Raw genomic sequence first — 23,048 nt, forward strand, 5'->3', positions numbered from 1 at the left:
ATGGGACGGGGTGATGACACCCCCCTAAACTTGGGCGTTGTCCGAACCAGAAATGGATGAGGACGCAAACGATCCAAGAATCCCATGCCTTTAAGCGTGTGGAGTGTCAATCTACTTTCTTCAGCAAATACATCTCCTCCTCCACTTTCGCGATGCGGCCAAGTTGATAATCAAGCCGCTGATGAATGAGGGAGATGTCTTCTTTTGTCGCCATTTGCTCGCGAAGGCGGGAAAGATCGTCTTTTGTGGCCATCTGCTCGCGAATGCCGGCCATTTCTCCGCGGAGGCTGGCGATTTCATGGCGCATGCCGTCTTGAATGCTGTGCTGCTCGAGTTGATTGTCGCGGATCGCTTTGATCATGTCCGTGTTTTCTTTCATCTGCTCTTTCAGCCAGCGCAACTCTTCTTCCTGCTTGTCCATCCGTTGTTCCAGTTTGTCCATTCGTTGTTCAAGTTGGCCCAATTTTTGCTTCACCGTTTGCATGTCTTGCTTCAGGACGGACATGTCATCGACAAGCCCTTGAACAAGTGTGGTTAACTGCCGCAACAGCCCTTCCATGAAGAAACCTCCCTATCGAGAGGGGATTTTGCTTGGGGCGTTTCAATCATGAAACGTGAGGAGTCCGAGATGTGGAAATAGAGGGGAAACGCCTGCAAGCTCATTATATCATGGCTTGGCTAGGCCATCATTCCTAAATTGAGGGAAAGAAAAGGGATAAAGAGGGGGTGTGTTGAATACGTCATTAGCAGAAGTTTTGGCAGTTTGAAGAAAATAGATGGATGGGAGAGGGAGCATGAACGGATGGACGAAGGGGAAAAACGCGGCGCTTCTGTGTATGGCGTCGATCTTTTTATTTTCCTGCGGCAACGCAGCTGATCGCGGCGCCGAGGAAGTGCTGGCGGCGCCAAATGAACCGGCGGGGCAAACCATCGAGCATCCGCCGCTGCCGAGTCCGATCGATAAGATGGTGATAGCGTCAGCCTCTGCCAAACAAGCGGCGCCGAACTCGAACGAAGTGCGCATCACCATCAGCGCGGCGGGCGATGTGACGCTCGGGCGCGATGAAAATTATGGCTATGCGTATTCGTTTGATGAAGAAGCAAAGAAGCACGGCTTGCGCTATTTTACGAAATACATTGAGCCGATCTTCAAAAAGGACGATTTTACGACCGTCAATTTGGAAACGACGCTGACGACCTCGACGCGCAAGGCAAGCAAGACATTTCGTTTCCGCGGCCACCCGAGTTATGCGAAAATCTTAACTTATGGCGGCATTGAGGCGGTGAATCTGGCCAATAATCATACATACGATTACTTGCAAAAAGGATATAACGATACGATCGCCAGTCTAAAAAAAGAAAAGATCGGTTATTTCGGCCGTACGCTTCGGCTCATGAAAACGGTCAAAGGCATTCAAGTCGGGGCGCTCGGCTATGAAGGTTGGAGCAATACCCGCACGTTGCGCAAGCAAATCGCCAACGATATTCGCACGCTTCGGAAACAAGGAGCCGACATCATTCTAGTCCATTTCCACTGGGGAGTGGAACGAAGCTATGTGCCAAACAGCACGCAAAAGGCGCTCGGCCGCTTTGCGATTGACAGCGGCGCCGATTTGGTCGTCGGCCATCACCCGCACGTCGTGCAAGGGATCGAGGAGTACAAAGGCAAATTTATTGTCTACAGTTTAGGGAATTTTATGTTTGGCGGAAACAAAAACCCGAGCGACAAAGATACGTTTGTTTTCCAGCAGGTGTTTTCTTTTCAAAACGGCAAGCGGACGGCCAAAAAAGAAATCCGCGTCATCCCGTTTCGCATTTCATCGGTGACGACAAGGAACAACTACCAGCCGATGCCGTTAGCGGGAGGGGAAGCAGCCCGAGTGAAACGGAAAATTGTCTCGCTGTCGGCGAAAATCAAAAAGCCGACTTGGACCGCGTACGAAGTGAAGTAAAAAAGGATGGCCCTTGTTTCGGCCATCCTTTCGCTTTTTGCAAGGTTAAGAGCGATCATTGATTAAGTTGGCGACGAGCACGTACCGCTGCGGAGCAGGGCCGACGTAGCGGAACGGATAGCACGTGGAAACGGTGAGTGTCGCTTTCGGCTTTGGAACGATGACCGTCCGGTCGTCGGCGTCGACGATGCGCACTTTGCGCACTTTATAGGTGAATGTGCCGGCGGACGTACGGACGATCAAGAGATCGCCTTGGCCGACTTCGCCAAGACGGCGGAAGACCGTGTCGCGATGGCCAGAAAGCACGCAGTTGTCCGCCTCTCCTGGCAGGACACTGCCGGCGTAATGGCCGACCCCTTTTTCCAACTCGTCTTCATCTGTACCGTGGTAAATCGCTAGGCTCATGTTGAGCTTCGGGATGATGAGTTCGCCGATTTGTTCGCCGATTTTGGGCTGTTTTGGGTAGAGTGAACTTTGGATTTGCATCGGCGCATCGCCTGTTTGTCTCTCTATTTCAACAGACAGCGGTTTGACCGCCTCGAGGCCGTTTTTCCACTTCAAGCCGCTAACGGCGGCTACGGCGATTCCAGCTGCGATCAAGCATGCTCCAAAAAAGCGCACGAGCCGTTTCCGGTTCATTTATTTCGTCTCAACTCCTTGGCGGAAGCGGACAAGGAATGCGCCGGCACCGATGAAGGTCAAACCAAAAAGCATATAAGCGGCATACGGGGATGCCGTCTTCGGCAGTTTCGCTCCGGCTTCGGTCCGCTTCAGCGGTTTCGGCGGCGCCGGTTTCACCACTTTTTCGATTTTCGCTGCCTGGCCGCTCTGTTGCAAGTCTTCGCCGATTTCATCGAATATGTCGGAGGCAAACATCTCTTCGGTCACGACAAAATCAGCCAGCAGCTCGCCTTCGGTGCTGTAAATTTCAACAAGCAAATCGTAGCCGTTCGCTGATTCCATTGTCAGCAGCGTCGACAGGCTGAGCAGCTTTTTCTCGCCACCGTTTGACAAATAAAACTTCGCTTCCAGCTGAAATGTGGAAAGCAGGTCGGTCCATACATTGGCGATCTCAGCGATTTGCGTTGGCGATAACTCCGTAACGCTTGTAAAATCGTACGCACCGATCGCCTCAAGCCGTTGACCGATTTCTTCCATTTTCTCGGCGAATTGTGGATCTTCCATATTAAGCGATTCAAAATGGTGATAGAGCTTTTCCAACTCTGCGTCCGTCAAACCAAGCTCGTCTAAATCCGGAAGCAAGTAGTCGATGACGGCCTCCGACAGTTCCTCGACCGTCGCATAATTGTCAAGCGAATCGCCGTTTTTAGACAGCAGTTTTTCCAATTGCGTTTTCGTCATGCCAATTTCTTGTAAAAATTTGTTTAATGTTTCTTCGGTCAACGGCGTCAAATTTCGATAATAATCGACGATATCTTTCTGCTCGCCGATCGAGTGGTAATCGGCCAACGATTCGCCATGCCGATCAAGAAGGGCGATGAGCTCTTCCTTTGTCATTCCGCGTTCGTTTAGAAAGGCGGCCAACGTTTCATCCGTGATCGGAACGGAGTAATCTTTAAACAGTTCGATATATTCTTCCAGATCATTGTAAAATAAAAACACATCAGTAATGGCCTGTGACTCTTCCATTTCTCCATTGTCGATGAGCATTTGTCGAAGCTGTTGTTCGGTCAATCCGTGTTTGGCGAGCAACTGAGCTAAATTTTCTTCCGTGAGCGGCTCGCCGAACTCACGGCGCAATTCGTCCACGCTGTCAAACTCATCGAGCGAATAGCCTTCATAGTCCAAATAATTTTCCAGCTCTTCGACTGTGATCCCTGCTTCATTTAAATACTGCTCTAAAGCTGGATCGTTGCGTTCAATGGCGAACGCTGAAGCTGGCCATATAGTGGTGATGGATGCGGCCAAAGCAAAAGGAACGATGTTTTTCATGTCGTGACCTCCGTTTGTTTGTATATACGAATTCAGTATATAGGGACATGAAAAGGTTGAAAATAGTGAAATATATGGAATTTTTTATATAGAAAGAACTTCCCGTTGGCATCGAATGTTTTCCATGTATGACTTTTTCAGAGGAAACGTATGCTAACCGTTGAACGGGAGCTGTCGAGCAAAAGGAGGTGGAGGTACAATGGACCGCTTATTCCGTCTGTTCCGCGTTCAGCGCGGCCGCGGGTTGTGGAATCCATGGTTGGGGGTTGTTAGACGGCGAAGAAACCATAACGCCATTTGGACGCTCGTCAGCGTAAGCTTAGGAGCGGTGGCAGCCGCGATGTTGGGGGCGAGACAAGGGAGACGCATGGCGCCGATGACGCAAGGACCGATGCGAAACGTGATTCGCGGCCTCAACCGCTGGATGAGCCGGCGGATGGGAACGATGCAGCCTGCTGCGGCGGAGTTTGCCGAAGAAATGGCTTCTTGGCAGATCAACGATCAGAAAAATCCAAAATAATAAAATACAGCGACTCGCTGTATATTGGCCTAGTATTGGATCTATATAAGATGATCTTAACAAGGTGCCCCGATTATATGGAGGGGCGCCTTCTTTGTTTTAGAACCATGGTTTTCAAAGTTGAAAAAGATGAAGGGTTGTAGCATAATATTTTTGTTAACTAAATATTCAGAAATATAAAATAAAACTAAGTTGTCTTTGTTGTTTGGTGAAAAAAAGAGGTGTTGATGTAAAGAAAAGGGGAGAGAATGGATGACGCAGATTGAAATGGAGCGGATAGGAGATGAAATGTACCGCGTTCCGATCCCAGTCCCATTTCCGATGAAGCATGTTTATTGTTATGTATGCCGAGAAACGGATGGATGGAGCATTGTCGACGTCGGCTTTCGCTATCCTGAGGCGATTCGCGCCTGGGAAGCAGTGTTTCGGCAACTTGGAATCAAGCCGCGGCACGTTCGCGCCATTTACATCACGCATTTTCACCCGGACCATTTCGGCCTGGCTGGGTGGATGCAGCAACAAACGGAAGCGCCTGTATGGATCAGTGAGCCTGATTATGCGATGGCGGAACGAGTGTGGGGGGAAGAGAGTCGCCAGGCGAGCGAAGTGGCTGCGCTGTTTCGCCGCCACGGCGTCCCGAAAGACCTTGTGGCGGACATCGAAGAGAGTATGGAGAAGTTGTCGCTCCGCGTCAGTCCGTTTCCTGTACTAACAGTGTTGGCTGACGATGAAATTGTGCTCGGCCAACGGCAATGGACCGTCATTCCGGTTCCGGGGCACAGCGATGGGTTGATCAGTTTTTATCAGCCAGAGTCGCGCCAGCTGCTTGTCTCTGATCATGTGCTTGACCGCATCACCCCAAACATCGGGGTATGGCCGGGCGCCCATCCGAATCCGCTGCAGCAATATTTCGCTTCGTTGCGCAATGTGGAGGCTCTCCATGTGGAGGTGGCTTTGCCTGCCCATGGCGCTGTCATCCGTCAATTTCGCGAGCGGATCCGTGATATTTTCCGCCATCATGAGCACCGGCTGAAAAAAATGAAAGCGTTGACGGAAAAGGGGCGCACCGCTTATGACATCGCTGATCTTGTGTTCGGCCATAAGCCGCTGACGGCGCACCAATGGCGGTTTGCGGTGGCGGAAACGTTGGCGCATTTGGAGTATTTAGTGTCCATTGGCCAAGTACAAAAAGATGAGCGGAACGGCGTGTTCGTATATGAATCATGATCGTCGTCTGCCATACGGAAAACAGCTGGAATTTTTGTATGTTGAGACAATTCGGTTTTGTGCTTCTCTTTGCACGGCTACGGTGTATAATAGAAAAATGTAGGCATAGGAAATGCGAACGCGTCCTTGAAGGCGAGATGGGGAGATGAAACCGATGTGGCAATCGATCAACCGCCGGCTTGAGAAGGTGTTGCCGCTGCTGACGCCGGCGAGCGTAGTGATCGGTGTATGGCTGTCTAACGAGTTGCACGATTATGCCGCACTTGTGCCGTGGTTGTTTGCGTTTATGACGTTTAGCGGCAGTTTGCGGCTGCGGTTGGCTGATTTGAAAGAGGCGCTTATTCACCCCGGTCCGATCGCGGCGGCGTTATGTTTGCTTCACCTCGTGATCCCGCTTTGGGCGTTTGGGCTTGGGCATTTGTTTTTCGGCCACGATCGGCTGACGGTGATCGGCTTTGTGCTGGCGGCGGCCATTCCGACTGGGGTGACGAGCTTCATCTGGGTGTCGATCGGACGGGGAAACTTGGCGTTGGCGCTGTCCGTCATTTTGATTGATACGTTTTTGTCGCCGGCCGTTGTGCCGCTGACGTTGCTGCTGTTTGCGGGAAGCGCGGTCGAGATCGACGTTTGGCAAATGGTGCTCGGGTTGTTTTTCATGATTATTTTGCCATCGCTTGGCGGGATGTTGGTCAGCGAGCGGTTGTCCGGCCGCGCGAATGAACGGCTGGCGGGGGGATTGGCGCCATTTTCCAAACTGGCGCTTGTGCTTGTTGTCATGATCAATAGCGCGGTTGTCGCTCCGTATTTTGGTCATGCTGACGCCCGCTTGGTTTTTATGGCGTTTCTCGTCTTCGTGATTGCGGGCTCCGGCTATTTTCTTTCTTGGATGGCGGCCCGCTGGCTGAAATTTGCCCCGCCGGACATCATTGCGCTGACGTTTACCGGCGGCATGCGCAACATCAGCGCCGGTGCGGTGCTGGCGATGACTTACTTTCCGCCGCCGGTGAGCGTGCCGGTTGTGCTTGGCATGCTGTTTCAGCAAGTGCTGGCGTCTATGTACCATCGCCTGCTGGACAAAACATATCATTTGTCGTCGGGCCGTCAGGCGCCGTTTGCCGGCAGCGCTCGATAGCCAGCGGGAGGCGGACAGCGGCGTTCGGCGAGGGAGCGGAGGGAAAAGGCGAAGGAGCGAAGAGCCAAAAAGATTGCTCATCCGGGATCGGACGGGCATGGGCAGCAAGCCAAAAAAAAAGGCGTTGCCGGCGGCAGCAGTTCGCGGATGGGCGATGGATCTGCTGCGGTGGAGGGACGGGGCTGAGCCGGTCTAGCGGCTTGGCGCATGTTCCCGTTCCGGTGAACGGATGAGGTGGCGGCGAAGAGGAAGGTTGAGTTCGACAATTCCTTCCACGACGAGCCGGGCGATTTCCTTCGCCCCTCGCTGGTGAAAGTGGGTGTTGTCGCTGATGCCGTTCGGGTAATTGGGATGTTCGCCCGGTGCGAGCCATAAAAACCACCGTTTCGTCCGCTCCGGACCGAGCTGTTCAAACCGCTGTTTGCTTTTCGCCGTCAAATCGATAAACGGCACGTGCTCTTGTTTCGCCAGCGCTTTCATGGCGGCAGGATAAGGCCCGTGGGAATCGAGCGCTCGTCCGTCGGCGGAAAAGCGCCGCCGCTCGACCGGGGTGATGAGGACAGGAGTCGCCCCTTTGGCGCGGGCGCCGTCAATACACTGTTTCAAATATGCCTGATAGGTGGTGAACGGCTCGGTGTGGCGCGCCGGGTCGTTCACCTTTTCATCGTTATGGCCAAATTGGATGAACAAGTAATCCCCTTTTTTCATCTCATGCAACAGGCGAGCCAACCGCCCCTCCTCGACAAAACTTTTCGCGCTGCGGCCGGAAGCGGCCATATTTTTCACCATGACGTTGTCATCAAACCAATCATCGAGCATTTCACCCCATCCGGCCCGGGGAGCGCGGGAGCGGGGGGCGGCGGCGACGGTCGAATCGCCTGCCAAGTAGATCGTTATGACGGCCCGTCCGCCCGTTTTGGATGCTTTTCCATCCGTGTCCGGTTGGGCGATGAGGGCAACGCTGGCGGCGATGACAGCCAAGCAAAGGAATGCGGCTTTTTTTCTTCTCAATCGGATTCCTCCTATCCGGCAGCTGCTCGTCTTTTCGGTTTGTTCCCCGTTATCGTTGCTCGCTGCCATTGCCTTTATGCGCCATTTGGGCTAGTCCACCGTTTGGAATCGGCGGTAAAATTCCCATATTATTGAAAGAAAAAGACCGTAACCGGCAACTGAATACCAATGGCTCCATTCGGCCGTGTGGGTGAACAAACCGTACGTCTCGGCTTTGGCCTCCAATGCGGCCGCCAATGCCGACAATGCAGCGATGAGCCCCATGCGCCCAAGGCGGCTAAGCCGCTCCATGAGGGCAAGAAAGAAGACGGTGCCGAGCGGAAGAACGACGGCCGTAAAGAAAATATCGATCGAAAAGACAGAAGGAAAGGGCCGTTTCGGGAACGCATACAGCCCTTTTCCCACGAAATACAAATCCAAATACGTCCCCGTCCAAGACGCAAGCAGCGCTGAAGCCACGTAGGCGCGGCGGCTAGCGCGCATGAAAGAAGGCGTGTTTGGCGATGATCGCCAGCTCCATTTTTTCGAGCGTTTCACAATAGGCATCCACAATCTCTCCATTCGTCGGTCGTTCCGGTTTGACAAGATAGCGGACAACGTGCGGGTCGGTAAACCAATCGCCGGGTTCAACCGCTTCATGGACGACGTTTTTCCACGCGTGACGAAGCTGCGGGCTGTATAGGCGCGGGGCGTTAGGAACTATTTGGCAATCGTGGATGCGGCGGCGGTACGGCTCCCGTGGAAACGATTCGCATACGTCGTTAAACAGCTGCGGCCAATAGTCTTTGCGCGAGCCGGTGTGCGGATGGCGCACCGCCCAGCGCACAGCGTTTTCCAATGTTTCTTCATCGTCAAACAAAATCGAGTACAGCCGTTTGCCGAGCAAAATGCGTTCATGGAGCGACTCAAACTCGTGGAGTGTTTGGCCGATCAAGGCGGTGCCGCCCCGGCCGTCGTCATGCGGAAACAAAATATGGTTGAAGCAGAGTAGTTCCTGCAGTTTAAACTCCAGCGTCTGAAAAACCGTTTGCCGAAAAGCAGGATGTTGAATGACGCGGGATTCCAAATAGCTTTGTTCGTTCACGACTAAGGCGATGGCCAGCGTGTACGGGTCGCCGTGGCGCCAAAAATGGTGCCATACCGTTTCCATAAACGTTGAGACGCCAAGCCATGGCAATAAATAAAATAACGGCTCTCCCCGCTTTTTGCTTTCCTCATACAACAAAAACTGTGGATAAATGTCTTGAAAAATGAGCCAATTGCCGCGCTCCAAAAAGGCGAAAAACGACTGCCGGTCGTCTTCCGAGAGCAGCCTCATGAGCAGTTCCCCTTTTAAGTCGGTCATATTCCAGCCGCCGTTGCGCGACACCATATGCCCTAAAAATGCCCAATGAATTTCGCGATGGCGCAAGTAAAAATCGAGATAGGCCGTTGTCCGGGTGACATTGTTTTCGTTTTGTTCCGCCGTCATCGCCTGGATGCGGCGGATGAGCTGCTGCTCTTTGGCCGTCAGATCGCGTTCTGATATCGTTGTTGCTTCTTTCTTTCTCTTTTTCTTCAGCTCCCGATAAAGATCGACGAGAGAAAGGGGAAGAGACGAGGTTTTTGATTTTCGGCAGCGCATGATGAATCCCCCTCTTGGCGCATCGCGGGTTTGCGAATCGAATAAATATGGAAAGAAGCAGATTTTCGAAAAAGGAAGGCGATGAATAGTGGACGATGAACGGCGCGTGCTCATCGATGCGCTCAAGCAATCGCAAGCGGCTGATGGATCGTGGCGGTTTCCGTTTGAAACCGGTATTTCCACCGATGCCTATATGATCATTTTATTGCGGACGCTCGGAATACATGATGAACCGTTGATTCAAGCGCTTGTCGAACGTATTGAAAGCCGCCAGGACCCGAATGGGGCGTGGAAGCTGTTTGCCGATGAAGGCGACGGCAACGTGACGGCGACAACCGAGGCGTATTACGCCCTGCTTTACTCCGGCTATCGGAAAAAAAAACGACCCGCATATGCAAAAGGCGAAAGCGCGCATTTTGGAAATGGGCGGCCTAGAGCGTGTCCACTTGTTTACGAAAGTGATGCTCGCATTGACCGGACAGCATCCGTGGCCAAGACGGTTTCCGCTGCCGCTTGAATTTTTCCTTCTTCCCCCGTCGTTTCCGCTCAATATGTATGACCTTTCCGTGTACGGAAGAGCGAACATGATTCCGCTTCTCGTCGCCGCGGAGCGACGGTACAGCCGGAGGACGGCAAAAAGCCCAGACTTGTCCGATTTGGTTGTTTCCCGCAACGACTGGCGGCTGCCTGAAAGCCGATCGCTATGGTCGTACATCAAGCGATCTCTCATCGGACTTCCGGACCAGCTGCATCATGCCGCCGAACAGCGCGCCGTCCGTTATATGTTGGATCATATCGAGCCAGACGGAACGTTGTACAGCTATTTCAGCTCGACGTTTTTGTTGATTTTTGCGCTGCTCGCGCTCGGCTATCCGAAAGATGATCCGTATATTCAGCGGGCTATCCGCGGTTTGCGCTCACTGCGGACCGAAATCGATGGGCATACGCATATGCAATATACGACCGCTTCCGTTTGGAACACGGCGTTGGCGAGCTACGCGCTGCAAGAAGCGGGCGTGCCCTTGACGGACCGGACGATTGAAAAAGCGAACCGCTATTTGTTGTCGCGCCAGCATATCCGCTATGGCGACTGGGCGGTGCACAACCCGTACGGTATACCGGGCGGCTGGGGATTTTCTGATGTGAATACGATGAACCCGGACGTTGACGATACGACCGCCGCGCTGCGCGCCATCCGCCGGGCGGCAGCGAAAGAGACGGCGTTTCGCCATGCATGGGATCGGGCGAACCAATGGCTGTTTTCGATGCAAAACGATGACGGCGGGTTTGCGGCGTTTGAAAAGAATGTCGGCAAACGGTTTTGGCGGTATTTGCCGATCGAAGGGGCGGAATTTTTGTTGATGGACCCATCAACAGCCGATTTGACCGGACGGACGCTTGAATATTTCGGAACGTTCGCTCGATTAACGAAAGACCACCCCGCCGTCGCCCGCGCCGTCGACTGGCTGCTTGACCATCAAGAAGCCGACGGTTCGTGGTATGGGCGCTGGGGGATTTGCTATGTATACGGCACATGGGCGGCGGTGACGGGGCTTTCGGCTGTCGGCGTTCCAATCGATCACCCGGCGATGCAAAAAGCTGTTCATTGGCTTTTAAGCATCCAAAATGCTGATGGCGGCTGGGGGGAATCGTGCAAAAGCGACGGAGCCAAGACGTATGTGCCGCTTGGCGCCAGCACGCCGGTCCATACCGCCTGGGCGCTTGATGCCCTCATCGCCGCCGCCGAGCGTCCGACCGCGGAAATGAAAGCCGGCGTTCGCGCCCTTATTCGCCTTCTCCGCCATCCGGACTGGACGGCTTCGTATCCCGCTGGGCAAGGAATGGCGGGCGCCTTTTACATCCATTACCATAGCTACCGCTACATTTTTCCGCTGTTGGCGCTCGCCCACTATGAGCAAAAGTTCGGGCCGTTTGTAGATTAGCCAACCATCCGTACGAGGGCGTGATGGAACGCTGCCATGACATAGTGCATCACCCTCTCGCTGTCGGCGAGAAACGAAATATGACGGCACAAAAGTGCATTTTTCTCTTTCCCTCATCAGAAAACCCGACAATTGCCGGGATTGAATAGCCTGATTATTTAGTATAGAATATTCAGGTAATTCGGAATAAAGGGGTTCAGTCGATTCGAGGGGAGGAGAAGGAGAGCGTGATGAAATGCTGTCGGATTATGTTTGTGTTGCTCGGATTATGGTTTGTGTTCGGCCTATCGGTCCCGGGAGGGCGGACGGAAGCGGCATCCCTACGCGCCAATGATGCACCGATTGTGCTTCTCCATGGGTTTACCGGATGGGGACGAGAGGAAATGTTTGGATTCAAGTATTGGGGCGGCGTGCGCGGCGATATCGAACAATGGCTGAACGACAACGGTTATCGAACGTATACGCTGGCGGTCGGACCGCTCTCGAGCAACTGGGACCGGGCGTGTGAAGCGTATGCTCAGCTTGTCGGCGGGACGGTCGATTATGGGGCAGCCCATGCGGCAAAGCACGGCCATGCGCGGTTTGGCCGCACTTATCCCGGCCTGTTGCCGGAATTGAAAAGGGGTGGCCGCATCCATATCATCGCCCACAGCCAAGGGGGGCAGACGGCCCGCATGCTTGTCTCGCTCCTAGAGAACGGAAGCCAAGAAGAGCGGGAGTACGCCAAGGCGCATAACGTGTCGTTGTCACCGTTGTTTGAAGGTGGACATCATTTTGTGTTGAGTGTGACGACCATCGCCACTCCTCATGACGGGACGACGCTTGTCAACATGGTTGATTTCACCGATCGCTTTTTTGACTTGCAAAAAGCGGTGTTGGAAGCGGCGGCTGTCGCCAGCAACGTGCCGTACACGAGTCAAGTATACGATTTTAAGCTCGACCAATGGGGACTGCGCCGCCAGCCGGGTGAATCGTTCGACCATTATTTTGAACGGCTCAAGCGCTCCCCTGTTTGGACGTCCACAGATACCGCCCGCTACGATTTATCCGTTTCCGGAGCTGAGAAGTTGAATCAATGGGTGCAAGCAAGCCCGAATACGTATTATTTGAGTTTCTCTACAGAACGGACGTATCGCGGAGCGCTCACAGGCAACCATTATCCCGAACTCGGAATGAATGCATTCAGCGCGGTCGTATGCGCTCCGTTTCTCGGTTCGTACCGCAATCCGACGCTCGGCATTGACGACCGATGGTTGGAGAACGATGGCATTGTCAATACGGTTTCCATGAACGGTCCAAAGCGTGGATCAAGCGATCGGATCGTGCCGTATGACGGGACGTTGAAAAAAGGGGTTTGGAATGATATGGGAACGTACAACGTCGACCATTTGGAAATCATCGGCGTTGACCCGAATCCGTCATTTGATATTCGCGCCTTTTATTTGCGGCTTGCCGAGCAGTTGGCGAGCTTGCAGCCTTAAAACGAGTATTTTGCGAAAAAGCCATCTCGATCGGATGGCTCTTTTTATGGAAAAGTTCCATGGGCAGCGCGCTTTGCCCTCCACCCGGGGATGAAATTCACGCGTCAGTCCTGCATGTTCACGGAAAAGTCTCATGGGCGACTCGCTCCCCTAAACCCGGGGATGAAAATGACTATCAAGAAGTATGCATGTTCACGGAAAAGGTCCATGGGCAACGGTTTGCCCTCTACCCAAGGATAAAAATGACCCATCCCAGCACGTGCATTTTCACAGAAGCGCATTATGTTGTATGACGGCCGCGGATGTCCGATGGTATAATAAGGGTAAAGCAAGCGGATGGGGGAATGGACGTGAAGCCGCCCGAGCGGCAAAAGGAACGGTATACGTATCAAGATTATGTCAAGTGGGACGGACGGTGGGAGCTGATCAACGGCGTGCCCTACAACATGGCACCGACCCCTTCCTTGGTCCACCAGTCTATCGTCGGTGAATTGTATGTCGCTTTGCGGGCATTTTTTCGTGAAAAAGGATGCACGGTTGTCATGGCGCCATTTGATGTACGCCTTGATGAGCAGGCGGACTATGAACAGGCGAAGCATGTCGTGCAACCAGATATCTCCGTCATTTGCGATCAAAGCAAAATGGGCAGCCGAGGCTGCGATGGTCCGCCTGACTTGGTAGTGGAAGTGCTTTCGCCAAGTACAGCGTTGAAAGATCGAAACGAAAAGTATATGTTGTACGAACAGTTTGGCGTCAAGGAATATTGGATCGTCGATCCGCTGCATCGGACGGTGGAAGTGTACGGCCGCGGTGAAAAAGGGTATGAGAGGCGGAGCGTCTTTGGCGAAGGCGATGTGCTCGTCTCGTTTTTGTTCGCTGATTTGACGGTTTCGCTGGCTGGCATATTTCAAAATATAGAGGGTGAGGGATAACGATGCGGTTAACGGAAGAGGAAGTGCAAGCACTGCTTGAAAAAGCGGACGGCTGGAAGCTGGCCGATGAGCGGTGGATTGTGAAAAAATACCGTTTTCAAGACTACTTGCAAGGAATCGAGTTTGTCCGGCGAATCGCCGCGATTTCGGAAGACGCCAACCACCACCCATTCATTTCGATCGACTACAAGCTCATCACCGTGAAACTGTCTTCATGGCGGGCGAAAGGGCTGACGAAGCTCGATTTTGACTTGGCGAAGCAGTATGATGAGGTGTATAACCAGATGAAGCAGGGGGGAGGGGAATAATGGAAAAGCGAGTGGCACTCATCACGGGAGCCGCGCGGGGGATTGGCTATGAAGTGGCGAAAACGTTGGCGGAACATGGTGCAAACGTGGTGCTCGTTGATTTGCGCCAGGAAGAAGTCGAGCAAGCTGCTCGGTCGCTTCGGGAGTTGGGCTATGAAGCGGTCGGCGTGAAATGTGATGTGACGGTTGAACAAGAGGTGAAGCAAGCGATCAACGAGGCCGTCAGCCGTTGGGGGCGCCTGGATGTTGTCGTGAACAACGCTGGTTTGCAACATGTGGCGAACATCGAGGATTTCCCGACGGAAAAATTTGAACAGCTCATTCGCGTCATGCTTGTCGGCCCATTTTTGGCCATCAAGCATGCATTTCCCATTATGAAACAGCAGCGATATGGCCGCATCATCAACATGGCGTCGATCAACGGGCTCGTCGGGTTTGCCGGCAAAGCGGCGTACAACAGCGCGAAGCACGGGGTGATTGGCTTAACGAAAGTGGCAGCGTTAGAAGGGGCGCCATACGGCATTACGGTGAACGCCCTTTGCCCGGGCTATGTGGACACTGAACTCGTCCGCGGCCAGCTCGCGGATTTGGCGGCGACAAGAAACGTGCCGCTTGAGAAGGTGCTTGAGGAAGTGATTTACCCGCTTGTGCCGCAGCGGCGGCTGCTGTCGGTTGAAGAGGTGGCCCATTATGTCCTCTTTTTGGCGGGCGAACAAGCCAAAGGCGTCACCGGCCAGGCGGTCGTGATCGATGGCGGGTATACGGCGCAGTAAACTCCCCCTTCGCCTTGCTTGAAGCGGGAGTCTTTTTTCGGGATTGACGATCTAACGTTTTGCCGCATGTCCATGCTGAGTTCAACGCGGCCGTTTTCTCTCGCAACGATAAAACGCCCCCGGCATTTTTAGCGACGGGGGCGTTTCGCTTCGAACGCTCAGCTCAAGGCAAATTCGAAGCTGGCTAGGATTTTGACTTCTTTCCCGACGAGGAATCCGCCAGTTTCGAGCGCGACGTTCCATACCAACCCGTAGTCTTCGCGGTTGATCGTTCCTTCGACATCAAAACCGACCGAGATGCCGCCGGTGAGCGGGTTTTTCACTTGGCCGTTGTATTCGACTTTGAACGTTTCTGTTCTCGTCACGCCGCGGATCGTCAGCTTCCCGGTCACTTCATATTCCGTGTCGGACAGCTTGCGCACGGATTCACTGACAAACGTAATGGTTGGATAGTTCTCGACATCGAAAAAGTCGGCCGAGCGGAGATGGTTGTCGCGGTCGGCGTTTTTCGTGTCGATCGAGGCGGCATCGATCGTCGCTTTGACTTTCAGCGACTCGAGTTCGTTGATGTCGCCTTCGACCTCAACGTCAAAGTTGGTGAATTCCCCTTTCGCTTTGGAGATCATCATATGTCTTACTTGGAAGGCGACAGAGCTGTGCGCTTTGTCGAGTTGGAATGTTGTCATCGCTTTTCCTCCTCTTTATGATTCATATTCGCACCACTATCATAACAAATGTATATCTCGAAATCAAATATTTTTTATTAAAGATTATTAGTATGGAGCACAGGGGGCTTTCCATGATAAGATGAAAGAAAAATGATGTGCGGAAAGGGAGAATAAGATGAATGAAATCGGCCTTTTAGCGAAAATCAAACAGCAAATGGAACGGTTTTCACCGGCGGAAAAAAAAGATAGCCGCCTACATTCTCGACCATGCCGAACTCGTGCCGAATATGACGACGAAGGATTTGGCCCAGGCGGCTGACACAAGCGAAGCGAGCGTCGTTTGTTTTGCCTCATTCGTTGCTACTGAAGAGAAGAGCAGTTGGCCTGACGACGGAAAACATTTGACCTGTTTCGCAAGGGGACAGCATCATGATTTAGAAGGCTGGCGATTGAACAGGAAGCGGAGCGTCGTCCCTCGTTTCAAGTTGAGAACCTTTTATAAAACGTCGCTCTTCTTCGCATTCGCGCAACCGCCGGCTTATATATAAAGAAGCAGCTATTTTATGGCCTTTTAGACCCGCTTCAGCTCAAAGAAGAAAGCCGTTAAAAACTTTCGCACATTCATGCGGCATTCTGTCTCCATTTGGCCGCGTTCGAGTTCGTTCATCCGCCGGCGGATGTCGCCGAAATCAAACAGCCTCGGTGCGAAATGCTCGAACGTCGGGTTCGTGTAGTCGGTCAGGCCGAGGGAAGCGAGGTGGGTGAACGCCTGCAGGACGAGGCGGCGGATGCGCTGTTCCATCGCCCGCGCTTCCTTGGCAGTTTCGCCAGGGGGGAGGCCGTATTCCCGCTCGACGAGTTCGGCGTACAGCTCTTTGAGCGGCGGCAGTTCGCGCACAGGCTGGCCTTTTGCTTCCTGTTCTGCCAACCAGCGCACCACGAGAAGCACGTCCGCGCTGCCCGCTTCTCCAGCGACCCCGAGAAGAAGGAGAAGCTGTTCGGCCTGCTGTTCCATGACGGACGGCTTGGAAACGGCGGTGTCGGCCGTTTGCGGCTCAAGCCCTTTGAGCACTTGACGGATCGACTCAAGCGAGCGGACGGCGGAGAGATGATCGGCGACGCGCTTGAGTACAGACAGCACTTCATAACGGTTGATCGGTTTTTGAATGTATGTGTCAATGCCGTGCAAATAGGCTTGGCCGATCATTTCTTTGTTTTCCACTTGCGAGATCATGATGAATGTCCCCCGAAATCCTTCTTGGCGCAGCGCTTTCATCGTTTGAATTCCATCACGCCCCGGCATTAACAAGTCAATGAGCACCACATCCACGTGAAGCAAGTCGGCCGCGCGGACGTTTAGCCCGTCTTCTGCACACCCGACCACCTCACCGAGCCCGGATTCATGAATTAATTTTTCAAGCATCTTTCTGACAACAGGGTCATCTTCGATTAGAAAAAAACGGAGCCCCATCTTCCCGTTCTCTCCCTTCCTTGACTTGCCTATATGACGGCATTTCCTTGCCGATCGGCGTTGCGATCGGAGAACATTTCGGCGGCGGACGGTGTGTCTTGCAGGAGGCGGGCTGTCGGCACGGCAAGACGAAATACCGTCTGCCCCGGCTCGCTTTTGACAAGCTGGAGATGCCCCCCAAGTGTTTGGGCGATATCGCGCGCATGGGTGAGACCGATGCCAGTCGACGGGTTGCCGCGCCGGTCGTATTTCGTTGTAAATCCGGGCTGGAAAATCCAGGCGATGTCATCAGCCGCAATGCCGGGGCCGGTGTCTTCCACTTCGATGATCAGCTCGCTTCCGCGGAGACGCGCATGCAAGGTGACGTCGCCTGCCTTCTCAATGGCTTCGACGGCATTGGATACTAAGTTGTTGAGCACGGAAAGAAGCGGATACAGCTGATCGGTCATAAGATCGATATGGCCGTTGTACGAAAAGGCAATCGTCTTTCCGGACAAGCTGGCGTACTTCTCATTGGCGCGAATGACCATGGCGCACAGCTCGGCAATCGGCACGCGTCCGCGCACCGATTGGCGGCCGATGAGCTTAGACAGGCCGGCGAAAATGCGCTGCATATCCTTTTTCGTCTCGTGAATATGTTCGGCAAGCTCCAGGGCGACGCGCGGCTCAACGTGCTTTCGTTCGATCAACTGCGAGTAAAGGTCATAGCTTTTGCGCGTCATGTCTTCCATGAGAGCCATGGATTTTTGCAAGTAAAACATTTCTTCATATAATCCGCTGCTCACCATCATGAGCCGCTCGAGTTCTTGCTTTCTCGCTTCGGCGAGCGAGCGGACATGTTTTGTCACCCACATGTTGTAAACGCCGATGACGCAGAAACTGCGCAAAATGGCGAACAACCATAAGACGATGATCGTTTGGCCGCTGAAGGAAAACGGTTCGCCCATCCCATATCGGATCCCTAGTTCACAGGCGTTCGCCAAAAAATCAAGCGCCGCTCCAACCGTTCCAGCCCGAATCGGTGCGGCCATTCGTTGGCGAAACCGAACAGCAGCCGCCATCATGGAAAAGCTGATATAATACCCGGCTGCCGGGAGATGGGTCAGCAGACTCTCAGAAGTCGACATTTCTCCGGTCAACGAGTCCAGAAAGACGCGAAATCCAACGACTGCTGCTCCCGTGCTGGCGCCGATGACAAACGGCGAAAGGGAGCGAAAGGCGACAAGCCCGAGAAAAAAGACAGCGCTGCCGAGCGAGACGCGAAACGGGCTGTCAAACGGGTTCATTTTCATTTCACCGAGAAACGCGGCAGCCGAAAGCAAAAGCAAAAGAAGCCAAAGCGGTTCTTTTTTTGCTGGTGTCAGTGGACGTCACCGCCTTTGTGAAAGTCGTGAACGAATCTCCAATTCTATTATATAACAGGAAAGCGAAAACAACGGATGATTTTCGTGAAAAAATCTTCATTTCCCTTTTGGCGCCTCAACGAGTGATGGAAATGGACGCTCAGGGAGCCAGCGGTGCCGCGAATGGCAAGAAAAAACCGTATGCCCCAGCTGAAGAAGGGGATACGGTTTCCTTATCGCTGGTGGTATTCCAACCGGCGCGAAACGAGCGACAGCGAATAGTTGACGATAAAGTACATGAACGCCACCAGGATGAAAATCGGGATGACGAAATTGACGTTGCGGCCGTTAATGATTTGCGCATGGTTCATCAATTCCGGCAACGAAATGACAATGGCGAGCGACGTATCTTTCAATAAAGAAATGAATTGGCTGACGATCGGCGGAACCATGCGCCGCAATGCTTGCGGCAAAATGATGTACCATAGCGTCTGCCCATACGTAAGCCCCGATGAGCGCGCCGCTTCGATTTGCCCTTTGTCGATTGACTGCAGGCCGCTGCGGACGATTTCCGACAGCATGGCCGATTCAAAAATGACCAAGGCCGAAATGGCGGCATATAGTTTATCCAGCTTTAATCCAACTTCCGGAAGGGCAAAATACGTAAAGAAAATGATTAATAACAGCGGCAAATTCCGGATCGTTTCGACCAGCACGGCGAGCAGCTGGGAAAGCACTGGGATTTTCGTATAGCGAATGACCCCGATGACAATGCCGAAGATAAAACTCAAAACAATGGAAATGAACGCCACTTCCAACGTGACGAGAAACCCTTGAAGCAAAAACTTCAAATGGGCGGGCGCGTAAGCACCGGCAAAATCCATCATTTGGCCTCCTTTCCTACCGCGCCTTGAGCAACCGGCGCTCTAAGTAGCCGACGCCAAGGCTGAGCGGGATCGTTAAGACGAGGTAAAACAAGGCGACGAAAATATAAACGTCAAAGGTGACGAACGTTTTCGAGGAAATCAAGTCGCCGTAATACATTAAATCCAATCCGGCGATGACGCCAAGCACCGAAGAGTTTTTCACCAAGTTGATGAACTGGTTGCCAAGCGGCGGAATGACGATTTTCACCGCCTGCGGCAAGATGACGTAACGCATCGCCTGTAAGTAGGTCAACCCGGAGGAACGGGCCGCTTCCATTTGTCCTTTCGGAACGGCTTGAATGCCCGAGCGGATCGCTTCGGCGATAAAAGCAGCGGTATACACCATCAGTCCGAGCGTTCCGGCGGTAAACGAGTCAAACCGGATGCCGACGGCGGGCAAGCCCATAAAAAAAAACGAACACGATCAACACAAGCGGGATGTTGCGGATAAATTCCACGTACGCCGTTCCGACCCAATTGAGCGGGCGAATCGGCGCGATGCGGAAAATGGCGATGATGGTCCCTAAAGCCAAGCTGCCGATGAGGGCCAGCACGCTGGCCTTGATCGTATGGCCAAACCCTTGCATATACAAATCCCAATGTTCAACCAAAATGGAAAAGCGCAACAAAACAAAGCGCCTCCTTTCTTTGCGGAATCATAGCCCATCCTTTGGGCAAACAGGTGGGCGGATATGTTCCGCCCACCGTTTCGCCTGTTATTGTTGCGGCTTTTTGCCGATCCATTTTTCGTAGATCTTATCGTATTCGCCGTTTTCTTTAATTTCTTTCAAGTATTCGTTGATGACTTGCAGCAATTCTTTGTCTCCTTTGCGGACGGCGATGCCGTACGGCTCTTCCGTGAACGTTTCATCAAGGACGCGGTAGTTCGGATCTTGTTTCGCCATGCCCCAAAGCAGCGCGTTGTCCGTTGTCAGCGCATCGCCTTGGCCCGCTTTCAATGCAGTAAACGCTTCCGCGTAGTTTTCAAATTCAAGCACGTTGACTTGCGGGGCCGCTTTGCGGATGTTTTCCGCCGATGTCGAGCCTTTCGCCGTCAAGACCGTCATGCCTTTTTTCAAGTCTTTCACGCTGTTGATCGGGCTGTCTTTTTTCACAAGCAGCGATTGGCCTGCCATAAAGTACACATCCGAGAAATCGACTTCTTTTTTCCGTTCCTCGGTGATCGTCATCGTCGCGATGATCGCATCAATTTCCCCGTTGTTCAACATCGGGATGCGCGTTTTGGACGTCACTTCTTTCAATTCAATTTTGTTTTCATCACCGAGAATTTTTTTCGCCAGCCCTTTGGCAATATCAATGTCAAATCCTTCGACTTTTCCGGTTTCCGGGTTTTTCAACCCGAATAAGTTCAGATCGTATTTGACGCCAACAACAAGCTTGCCGCGTTGTTTAATTTTTTCAAGCGTATTGGCCGCTTCCGTTTTTTCTGACGATGTTCCGCCTTCCCCTTTGTCCGTCGTGCTGCAGCCCGTCAACGCGACAGCGCTCAATAAGGCCGTCAAGGCGACGGCGATCCACCATTTCCATGTTTTCTTTTTCATGAACAAAACCCCCTTTGATTGACCGGAATTAATGGTTTAGAATGCGGCTTAAAAACACGCGCGCCCGCTCCTCTTTCGGCGCCGCGAAAAACTCCTCAGGCGGCGCTTCTTCTAAAATGCGGCCTTGGTCCATAAAGACGATGCGGTCGGCCACCTCGCGGGCAAATCCCATTTCATGGGTGACGACAACCATCGTCATCCCTTCTTTCGCCAGCTGCTTCATGACATCGAGCACCTCGCCGATCGTTTCCGGGTCCAGCGCCGATGTCGGCTCGTCAAACAGCATGATTTTCGGTTTCATCGCCAACCCGCGGGCGATGGCGACGCGCTGCTGCTGGCCGCCGGACAGCGCGGACGGATAGGCGTTCGCTTTGTCTGGGATTCCGACTTTTTCCAAGTAATACATGGCGATCTCGTTCGCTTCTTTTTCGGACATGCCGAGCACTTTGCGCGGCGCCAACGTGATGTTTTGCAAAACAGTCATGTGCGGGTATAGGTTGAAATGTTGGAACACCATGCCGATATTGCGTCGCAGCTCGTTGATGTTGACGCCTTTGTCGTTCACTTTGACGCCGTCCACGATCAATTCGCCGCTTGAAATCGTCTCAAGCCGGTTGATGCAACGCACGAGCGTGCTCTTGCCCGATCCGGATGGCCCGATGATGACGACGACTTCCCCTTGGTTGATCGTCAAGTTAATGTCTTTCAACACATGAAAATCCCCGTAGTATTTGTTGACTTGGTGGAAATAAATCAATAGCCCCCCTCCTTTGTGACAAATTTGTGAATGTTTTTCGAATTCATTGTAAATACACACCTACGAAAATCTACGGAAATCTACAAAAATTTTGTGAACCGGAGAAAAATCGATGATGGAGGCAAAGAGACGGAAGCCGTTTTTTGAATAGTAAGGCAAATGTCTTTGCAAATCCGCAGTCGAGGATTATAATGGGACATGAAGAATTTGGCATTGATGGCCGCTGAAAGGAGAGGAAAACGCAAATGAAGTATCGAAAACTCGGCCGCACGGGGCTGAAAGTCAGTGAGATTAGTTTAGGCAGCTGGCTTACATATGGAAATTCGGTAGAAAAAGAAACCGCGATCCGCGTCATTGACAAGGCGTACGAACTTGGCATCAACTCGTTTGACACGGCGAACGTCTACGCGCGCGGGGAAGCGGAAAAAATCGTCGGCGAGGCGCTGCGCAAATATCCGCGCGAATCGTATGTCATCGCGACGAAAGTGTTTTGGCCGATGGGCGATGGTCCGAACGACCGCGGCCTGTCGCGCAAGCATGTGTTTGAGCAGCTCCATGCGAGCTTAAAGCGGCTGCAGCTTGATTATGTCGACATCTACTATTGCCACCGCTATGACAAAGAAACGCCGGTCGATGAGACGTTGCGCACGATCGACGACCTCGTCCGCCAAGGAAAAGTGCTGTATGTCGGCGTGAGCGAATGGACGGCCCAACAAATTCAAGAGGCGCTCGGCGTGGCCGACCGCTACCTGCTCGATCGGATCGTCGTCAACCAGCCGCAGTACAACATGTTCCATCGCTATATTGAAAAGGAAGTCATCCCGGTGTGCGAACAAAACGGCATCAGTCAAATCGTCTTCTCGCCGCTCGCCCAAGGGGTGCTGACCGGCAAATACAAGCGTGGCCAACAACCGCCAGCGGACAGCCGCGCTGCCGATCCGAAGGCGAACGCCTTTATCCAGCGGCTGCTGAACGATGATGTGTTGTCAAAAGTGGAACAACTCGAAAAAATCGCGGCTGAGCTTGGCATTACGTTGTCCCAGCTCGCCCTCGCCTGGGTGCTGCGCCAGCCGAACGTCGCCAGCGCCTTAATTGGCGCCAGCCGTCCGGAACAAGTCGAAGAAAACGTCAAGGCGGTCGATGTCGCGTTAAGCGAAGAAGTGATTGAGAAGATTGAGGGGGTTTTGGCGTAATCGAAAAATGGGGACAGGCTGACGCCTGTCTCCGTTTTCTTTTTTGATCCGTCCCGCATCGAAGGAGACTCCGTTTTCACGGGAGAGCGGAAAAGAATTGAGAGCGGCGATTGGATGATCGATTGACTTCTTTCCTTCTTCCTTCAAGCTGATCATAGACACGTTTGTGCTGGTGAACTACCCACCACCTACGCTTCGCTTAGAGATGGGGGCTTCAAGCGACTTGTGTGTGTTCGCCGAACGGTAAGCCACACACAAGAACCCTTTACGCT

The 23,048-nt window shown here is 52.9% G+C and carries 22 protein-coding genes and 2 pseudogenes; 11 read left to right on the forward strand and 13 right to left on the reverse strand.

Features of this window, described 5'->3' with window-relative positions; genetic code table 11:
- Positions 1-106: 106 nt before the first annotated feature.
- The gene (locus I656_RS11530; RefSeq protein WP_020754266.1) at positions 107-559 is read right to left on the reverse strand and encodes a hypothetical protein; all 453 of its coding nucleotides are present in this window, start codon (positions 557-559) and stop codon (positions 107-109) included.
- 235 nt (positions 560-794) lie between these two features.
- Between I656_RS11530 and I656_RS11525 the strand changes: the two genes are divergently transcribed.
- Complete coding sequence (locus tag I656_RS11525; protein WP_020754268.1) at positions 795-1,952, forward strand: CapA family protein; 1,158 nt, start codon at positions 795-797, stop codon at positions 1,950-1,952.
- A gap of 45 nt (positions 1,953-1,997) precedes the next feature.
- On the opposite strand, the gene I656_RS11520 is transcribed toward I656_RS11525, so the two are convergent.
- Positions 1,998-2,591, reverse strand: a complete 594-nt coding sequence (locus I656_RS11520; RefSeq protein WP_015375081.1) for a class D sortase — start codon at positions 2,589-2,591, stop codon at positions 1,998-2,000.
- The gene (locus tag I656_RS11515) at positions 2,592-3,905 is read right to left on the reverse strand and encodes a processed acidic surface protein (protein ID WP_020754269.1); all 1,314 of its coding nucleotides are present in this window, start codon (positions 3,903-3,905) and stop codon (positions 2,592-2,594) included.
- Positions 3,906-4,104: 199 nt separating this feature from the next.
- Here I656_RS11515 and I656_RS11510 point away from each other — a divergent pair, with 199 nt between their 5' ends.
- The 3 genes from I656_RS11510 to I656_RS11500 all read left to right on the forward strand — a co-directional run bounded on the left by I656_RS11510 (position 4,105) and on the right by I656_RS11500 (position 6,784).
- Positions 4,105-4,425, forward strand: coding sequence for a hypothetical protein (locus tag I656_RS11510; protein WP_015375079.1), 321 nt, complete (start codon positions 4,105-4,107; stop codon positions 4,423-4,425).
- 252 nt (positions 4,426-4,677) lie between these two features.
- Positions 4,678-5,652, forward strand: coding sequence for an MBL fold metallo-hydrolase (locus tag I656_RS11505; protein ID WP_020754271.1), 975 nt, complete (start codon positions 4,678-4,680; stop codon positions 5,650-5,652).
- Positions 5,653-5,806: 154 nt separating this feature from the next.
- Positions 5,807-6,784, forward strand: coding sequence for a bile acid:sodium symporter family protein (locus tag I656_RS11500; protein ID WP_015375077.1), 978 nt, complete (start codon positions 5,807-5,809; stop codon positions 6,782-6,784).
- Between the two features lie 192 nt (positions 6,785-6,976).
- On the opposite strand, the gene I656_RS11495 is transcribed toward I656_RS11500, so the two are convergent.
- The 3 genes from I656_RS11495 to I656_RS11485 form a co-directional block, all read right to left on the reverse strand.
- Positions 6,977-7,795, reverse strand: a complete 819-nt coding sequence (locus I656_RS11495; protein WP_015375076.1) for a rhamnogalacturonan acetylesterase — start codon at positions 7,793-7,795, stop codon at positions 6,977-6,979.
- 90 nt (positions 7,796-7,885) lie between these two features.
- Positions 7,886-8,278 carry a CBO0543 family protein gene (locus I656_RS11490; protein ID WP_015375075.1) on the reverse strand — a complete coding sequence of 131 codons (393 nt, stop codon included), beginning with the start codon at positions 8,276-8,278 and terminating at the stop codon, positions 7,886-7,888.
- On the reverse strand, positions 8,268-9,419 hold the full coding sequence (locus tag I656_RS11485; protein ID WP_015375074.1) for a DUF2515 domain-containing protein: 1,152 nt from the start codon (positions 9,417-9,419) through the stop codon (positions 8,268-8,270). Before I656_RS11485 ends, I656_RS11490 begins: the two co-directional genes overlap by 11 nt.
- A gap of 85 nt (positions 9,420-9,504) precedes the next feature.
- Between I656_RS11485 and shc the strand changes: the two are divergent.
- The 5 genes and pseudogenes from shc (at position 9,505) to I656_RS11460 (ending at position 14,856) form a co-directional block, all read left to right on the forward strand.
- A pseudogene (gene shc, locus I656_RS11480) lies at positions 9,505-11,362 on the forward strand (squalene--hopene cyclase).
- Between the two features lie 230 nt (positions 11,363-11,592).
- Positions 11,593-12,843: a triacylglycerol lipase gene (locus I656_RS11475; protein WP_033004998.1), complete on the forward strand. Its 1,251-nt coding sequence runs from the start codon at positions 11,593-11,595 to the stop codon at positions 12,841-12,843.
- A 344-nt stretch (positions 12,844-13,187) separates the two neighbouring features.
- Positions 13,188-13,775 carry a Uma2 family endonuclease gene (locus I656_RS11470; RefSeq protein ID WP_033005000.1) on the forward strand — a complete coding sequence of 196 codons (588 nt, stop codon included), beginning with the start codon at positions 13,188-13,190 and terminating at the stop codon, positions 13,773-13,775.
- Between the two features lie 2 nt (positions 13,776-13,777).
- Positions 13,778-14,083 (forward strand): 4a-hydroxytetrahydrobiopterin dehydratase, encoded by a 306-nt coding sequence (locus I656_RS11465; RefSeq protein WP_020754280.1) that lies wholly within the window; start codon positions 13,778-13,780, stop codon positions 14,081-14,083.
- Positions 14,083-14,856: a 3-hydroxybutyrate dehydrogenase gene (locus I656_RS11460; RefSeq protein WP_020754281.1), complete on the forward strand. Its 774-nt coding sequence runs from the start codon at positions 14,083-14,085 to the stop codon at positions 14,854-14,856. Before I656_RS11465 ends, I656_RS11460 begins: the two co-directional genes overlap by 1 nt.
- A gap of 158 nt (positions 14,857-15,014) precedes the next feature.
- On the opposite strand, the gene I656_RS11455 is transcribed toward I656_RS11460, so the two are convergent.
- Entirely contained in the window at positions 15,015-15,542 is a 528-nt protein-coding gene (locus tag I656_RS11455) for a YceI family protein (RefSeq protein WP_015375055.1), read from the reverse strand.
- A gap of 157 nt (positions 15,543-15,699) precedes the next feature.
- Between I656_RS11455 and I656_RS18580 the strand changes: the two genes are divergently transcribed.
- Positions 15,700-15,843, forward strand: coding sequence for a hypothetical protein (locus I656_RS18580; protein WP_020754283.1), 144 nt, complete (start codon positions 15,700-15,702; stop codon positions 15,841-15,843).
- 252 nt (positions 15,844-16,095) lie between these two features.
- Here I656_RS18580 and I656_RS11450 read toward each other — a convergent pair whose 3' ends face one another.
- The 6 genes and pseudogenes from I656_RS11450 to I656_RS11430 form a co-directional block, all read right to left on the reverse strand.
- Positions 16,096-16,995, reverse strand: coding sequence for a response regulator (locus I656_RS11450; RefSeq protein ID WP_020754285.1), 900 nt, complete (start codon positions 16,993-16,995; stop codon positions 16,096-16,098).
- Positions 16,996-17,024: 29 nt separating this feature from the next.
- Complete coding sequence (locus I656_RS11445; RefSeq protein ID WP_223810920.1) at positions 17,025-18,281, reverse strand: HAMP domain-containing sensor histidine kinase; 1,257 nt, start codon at positions 18,279-18,281, stop codon at positions 17,025-17,027.
- 290 nt (positions 18,282-18,571) lie between these two features.
- On the reverse strand, positions 18,572-19,222 hold the full coding sequence (locus I656_RS11440) for an amino acid ABC transporter permease (protein WP_033005005.1): 651 nt from the start codon (positions 19,220-19,222) through the stop codon (positions 18,572-18,574).
- 16 nt (positions 19,223-19,238) lie between these two features.
- Positions 19,239-19,893, reverse strand: a pseudogene (locus I656_RS0114945) (amino acid ABC transporter permease).
- An 87-nt stretch (positions 19,894-19,980) separates the two neighbouring features.
- The gene (locus I656_RS11435) at positions 19,981-20,826 is read right to left on the reverse strand and encodes a glutamate ABC transporter substrate-binding protein (RefSeq protein ID WP_015375049.1); all 846 of its coding nucleotides are present in this window, start codon (positions 20,824-20,826) and stop codon (positions 19,981-19,983) included.
- Between the two features lie 28 nt (positions 20,827-20,854).
- Complete coding sequence (locus I656_RS11430) at positions 20,855-21,583, reverse strand: amino acid ABC transporter ATP-binding protein (protein WP_015375048.1); 729 nt, start codon at positions 21,581-21,583, stop codon at positions 20,855-20,857.
- 245 nt (positions 21,584-21,828) lie between these two features.
- Between I656_RS11430 and I656_RS11425 the strand changes: the two genes are divergently transcribed.
- Positions 21,829-22,776: an aldo/keto reductase family protein gene (locus I656_RS11425; RefSeq protein WP_020754294.1), complete on the forward strand. Its 948-nt coding sequence runs from the start codon at positions 21,829-21,831 to the stop codon at positions 22,774-22,776.
- Positions 22,777-23,048: the final 272 nt, after the last annotated feature.

Source organism: Geobacillus sp. WSUCF1, from assembly GCF_000422025.1.
GTDB lineage: Bacteria > Bacillota > Bacilli > Bacillales > Anoxybacillaceae > Geobacillus > Geobacillus zalihae.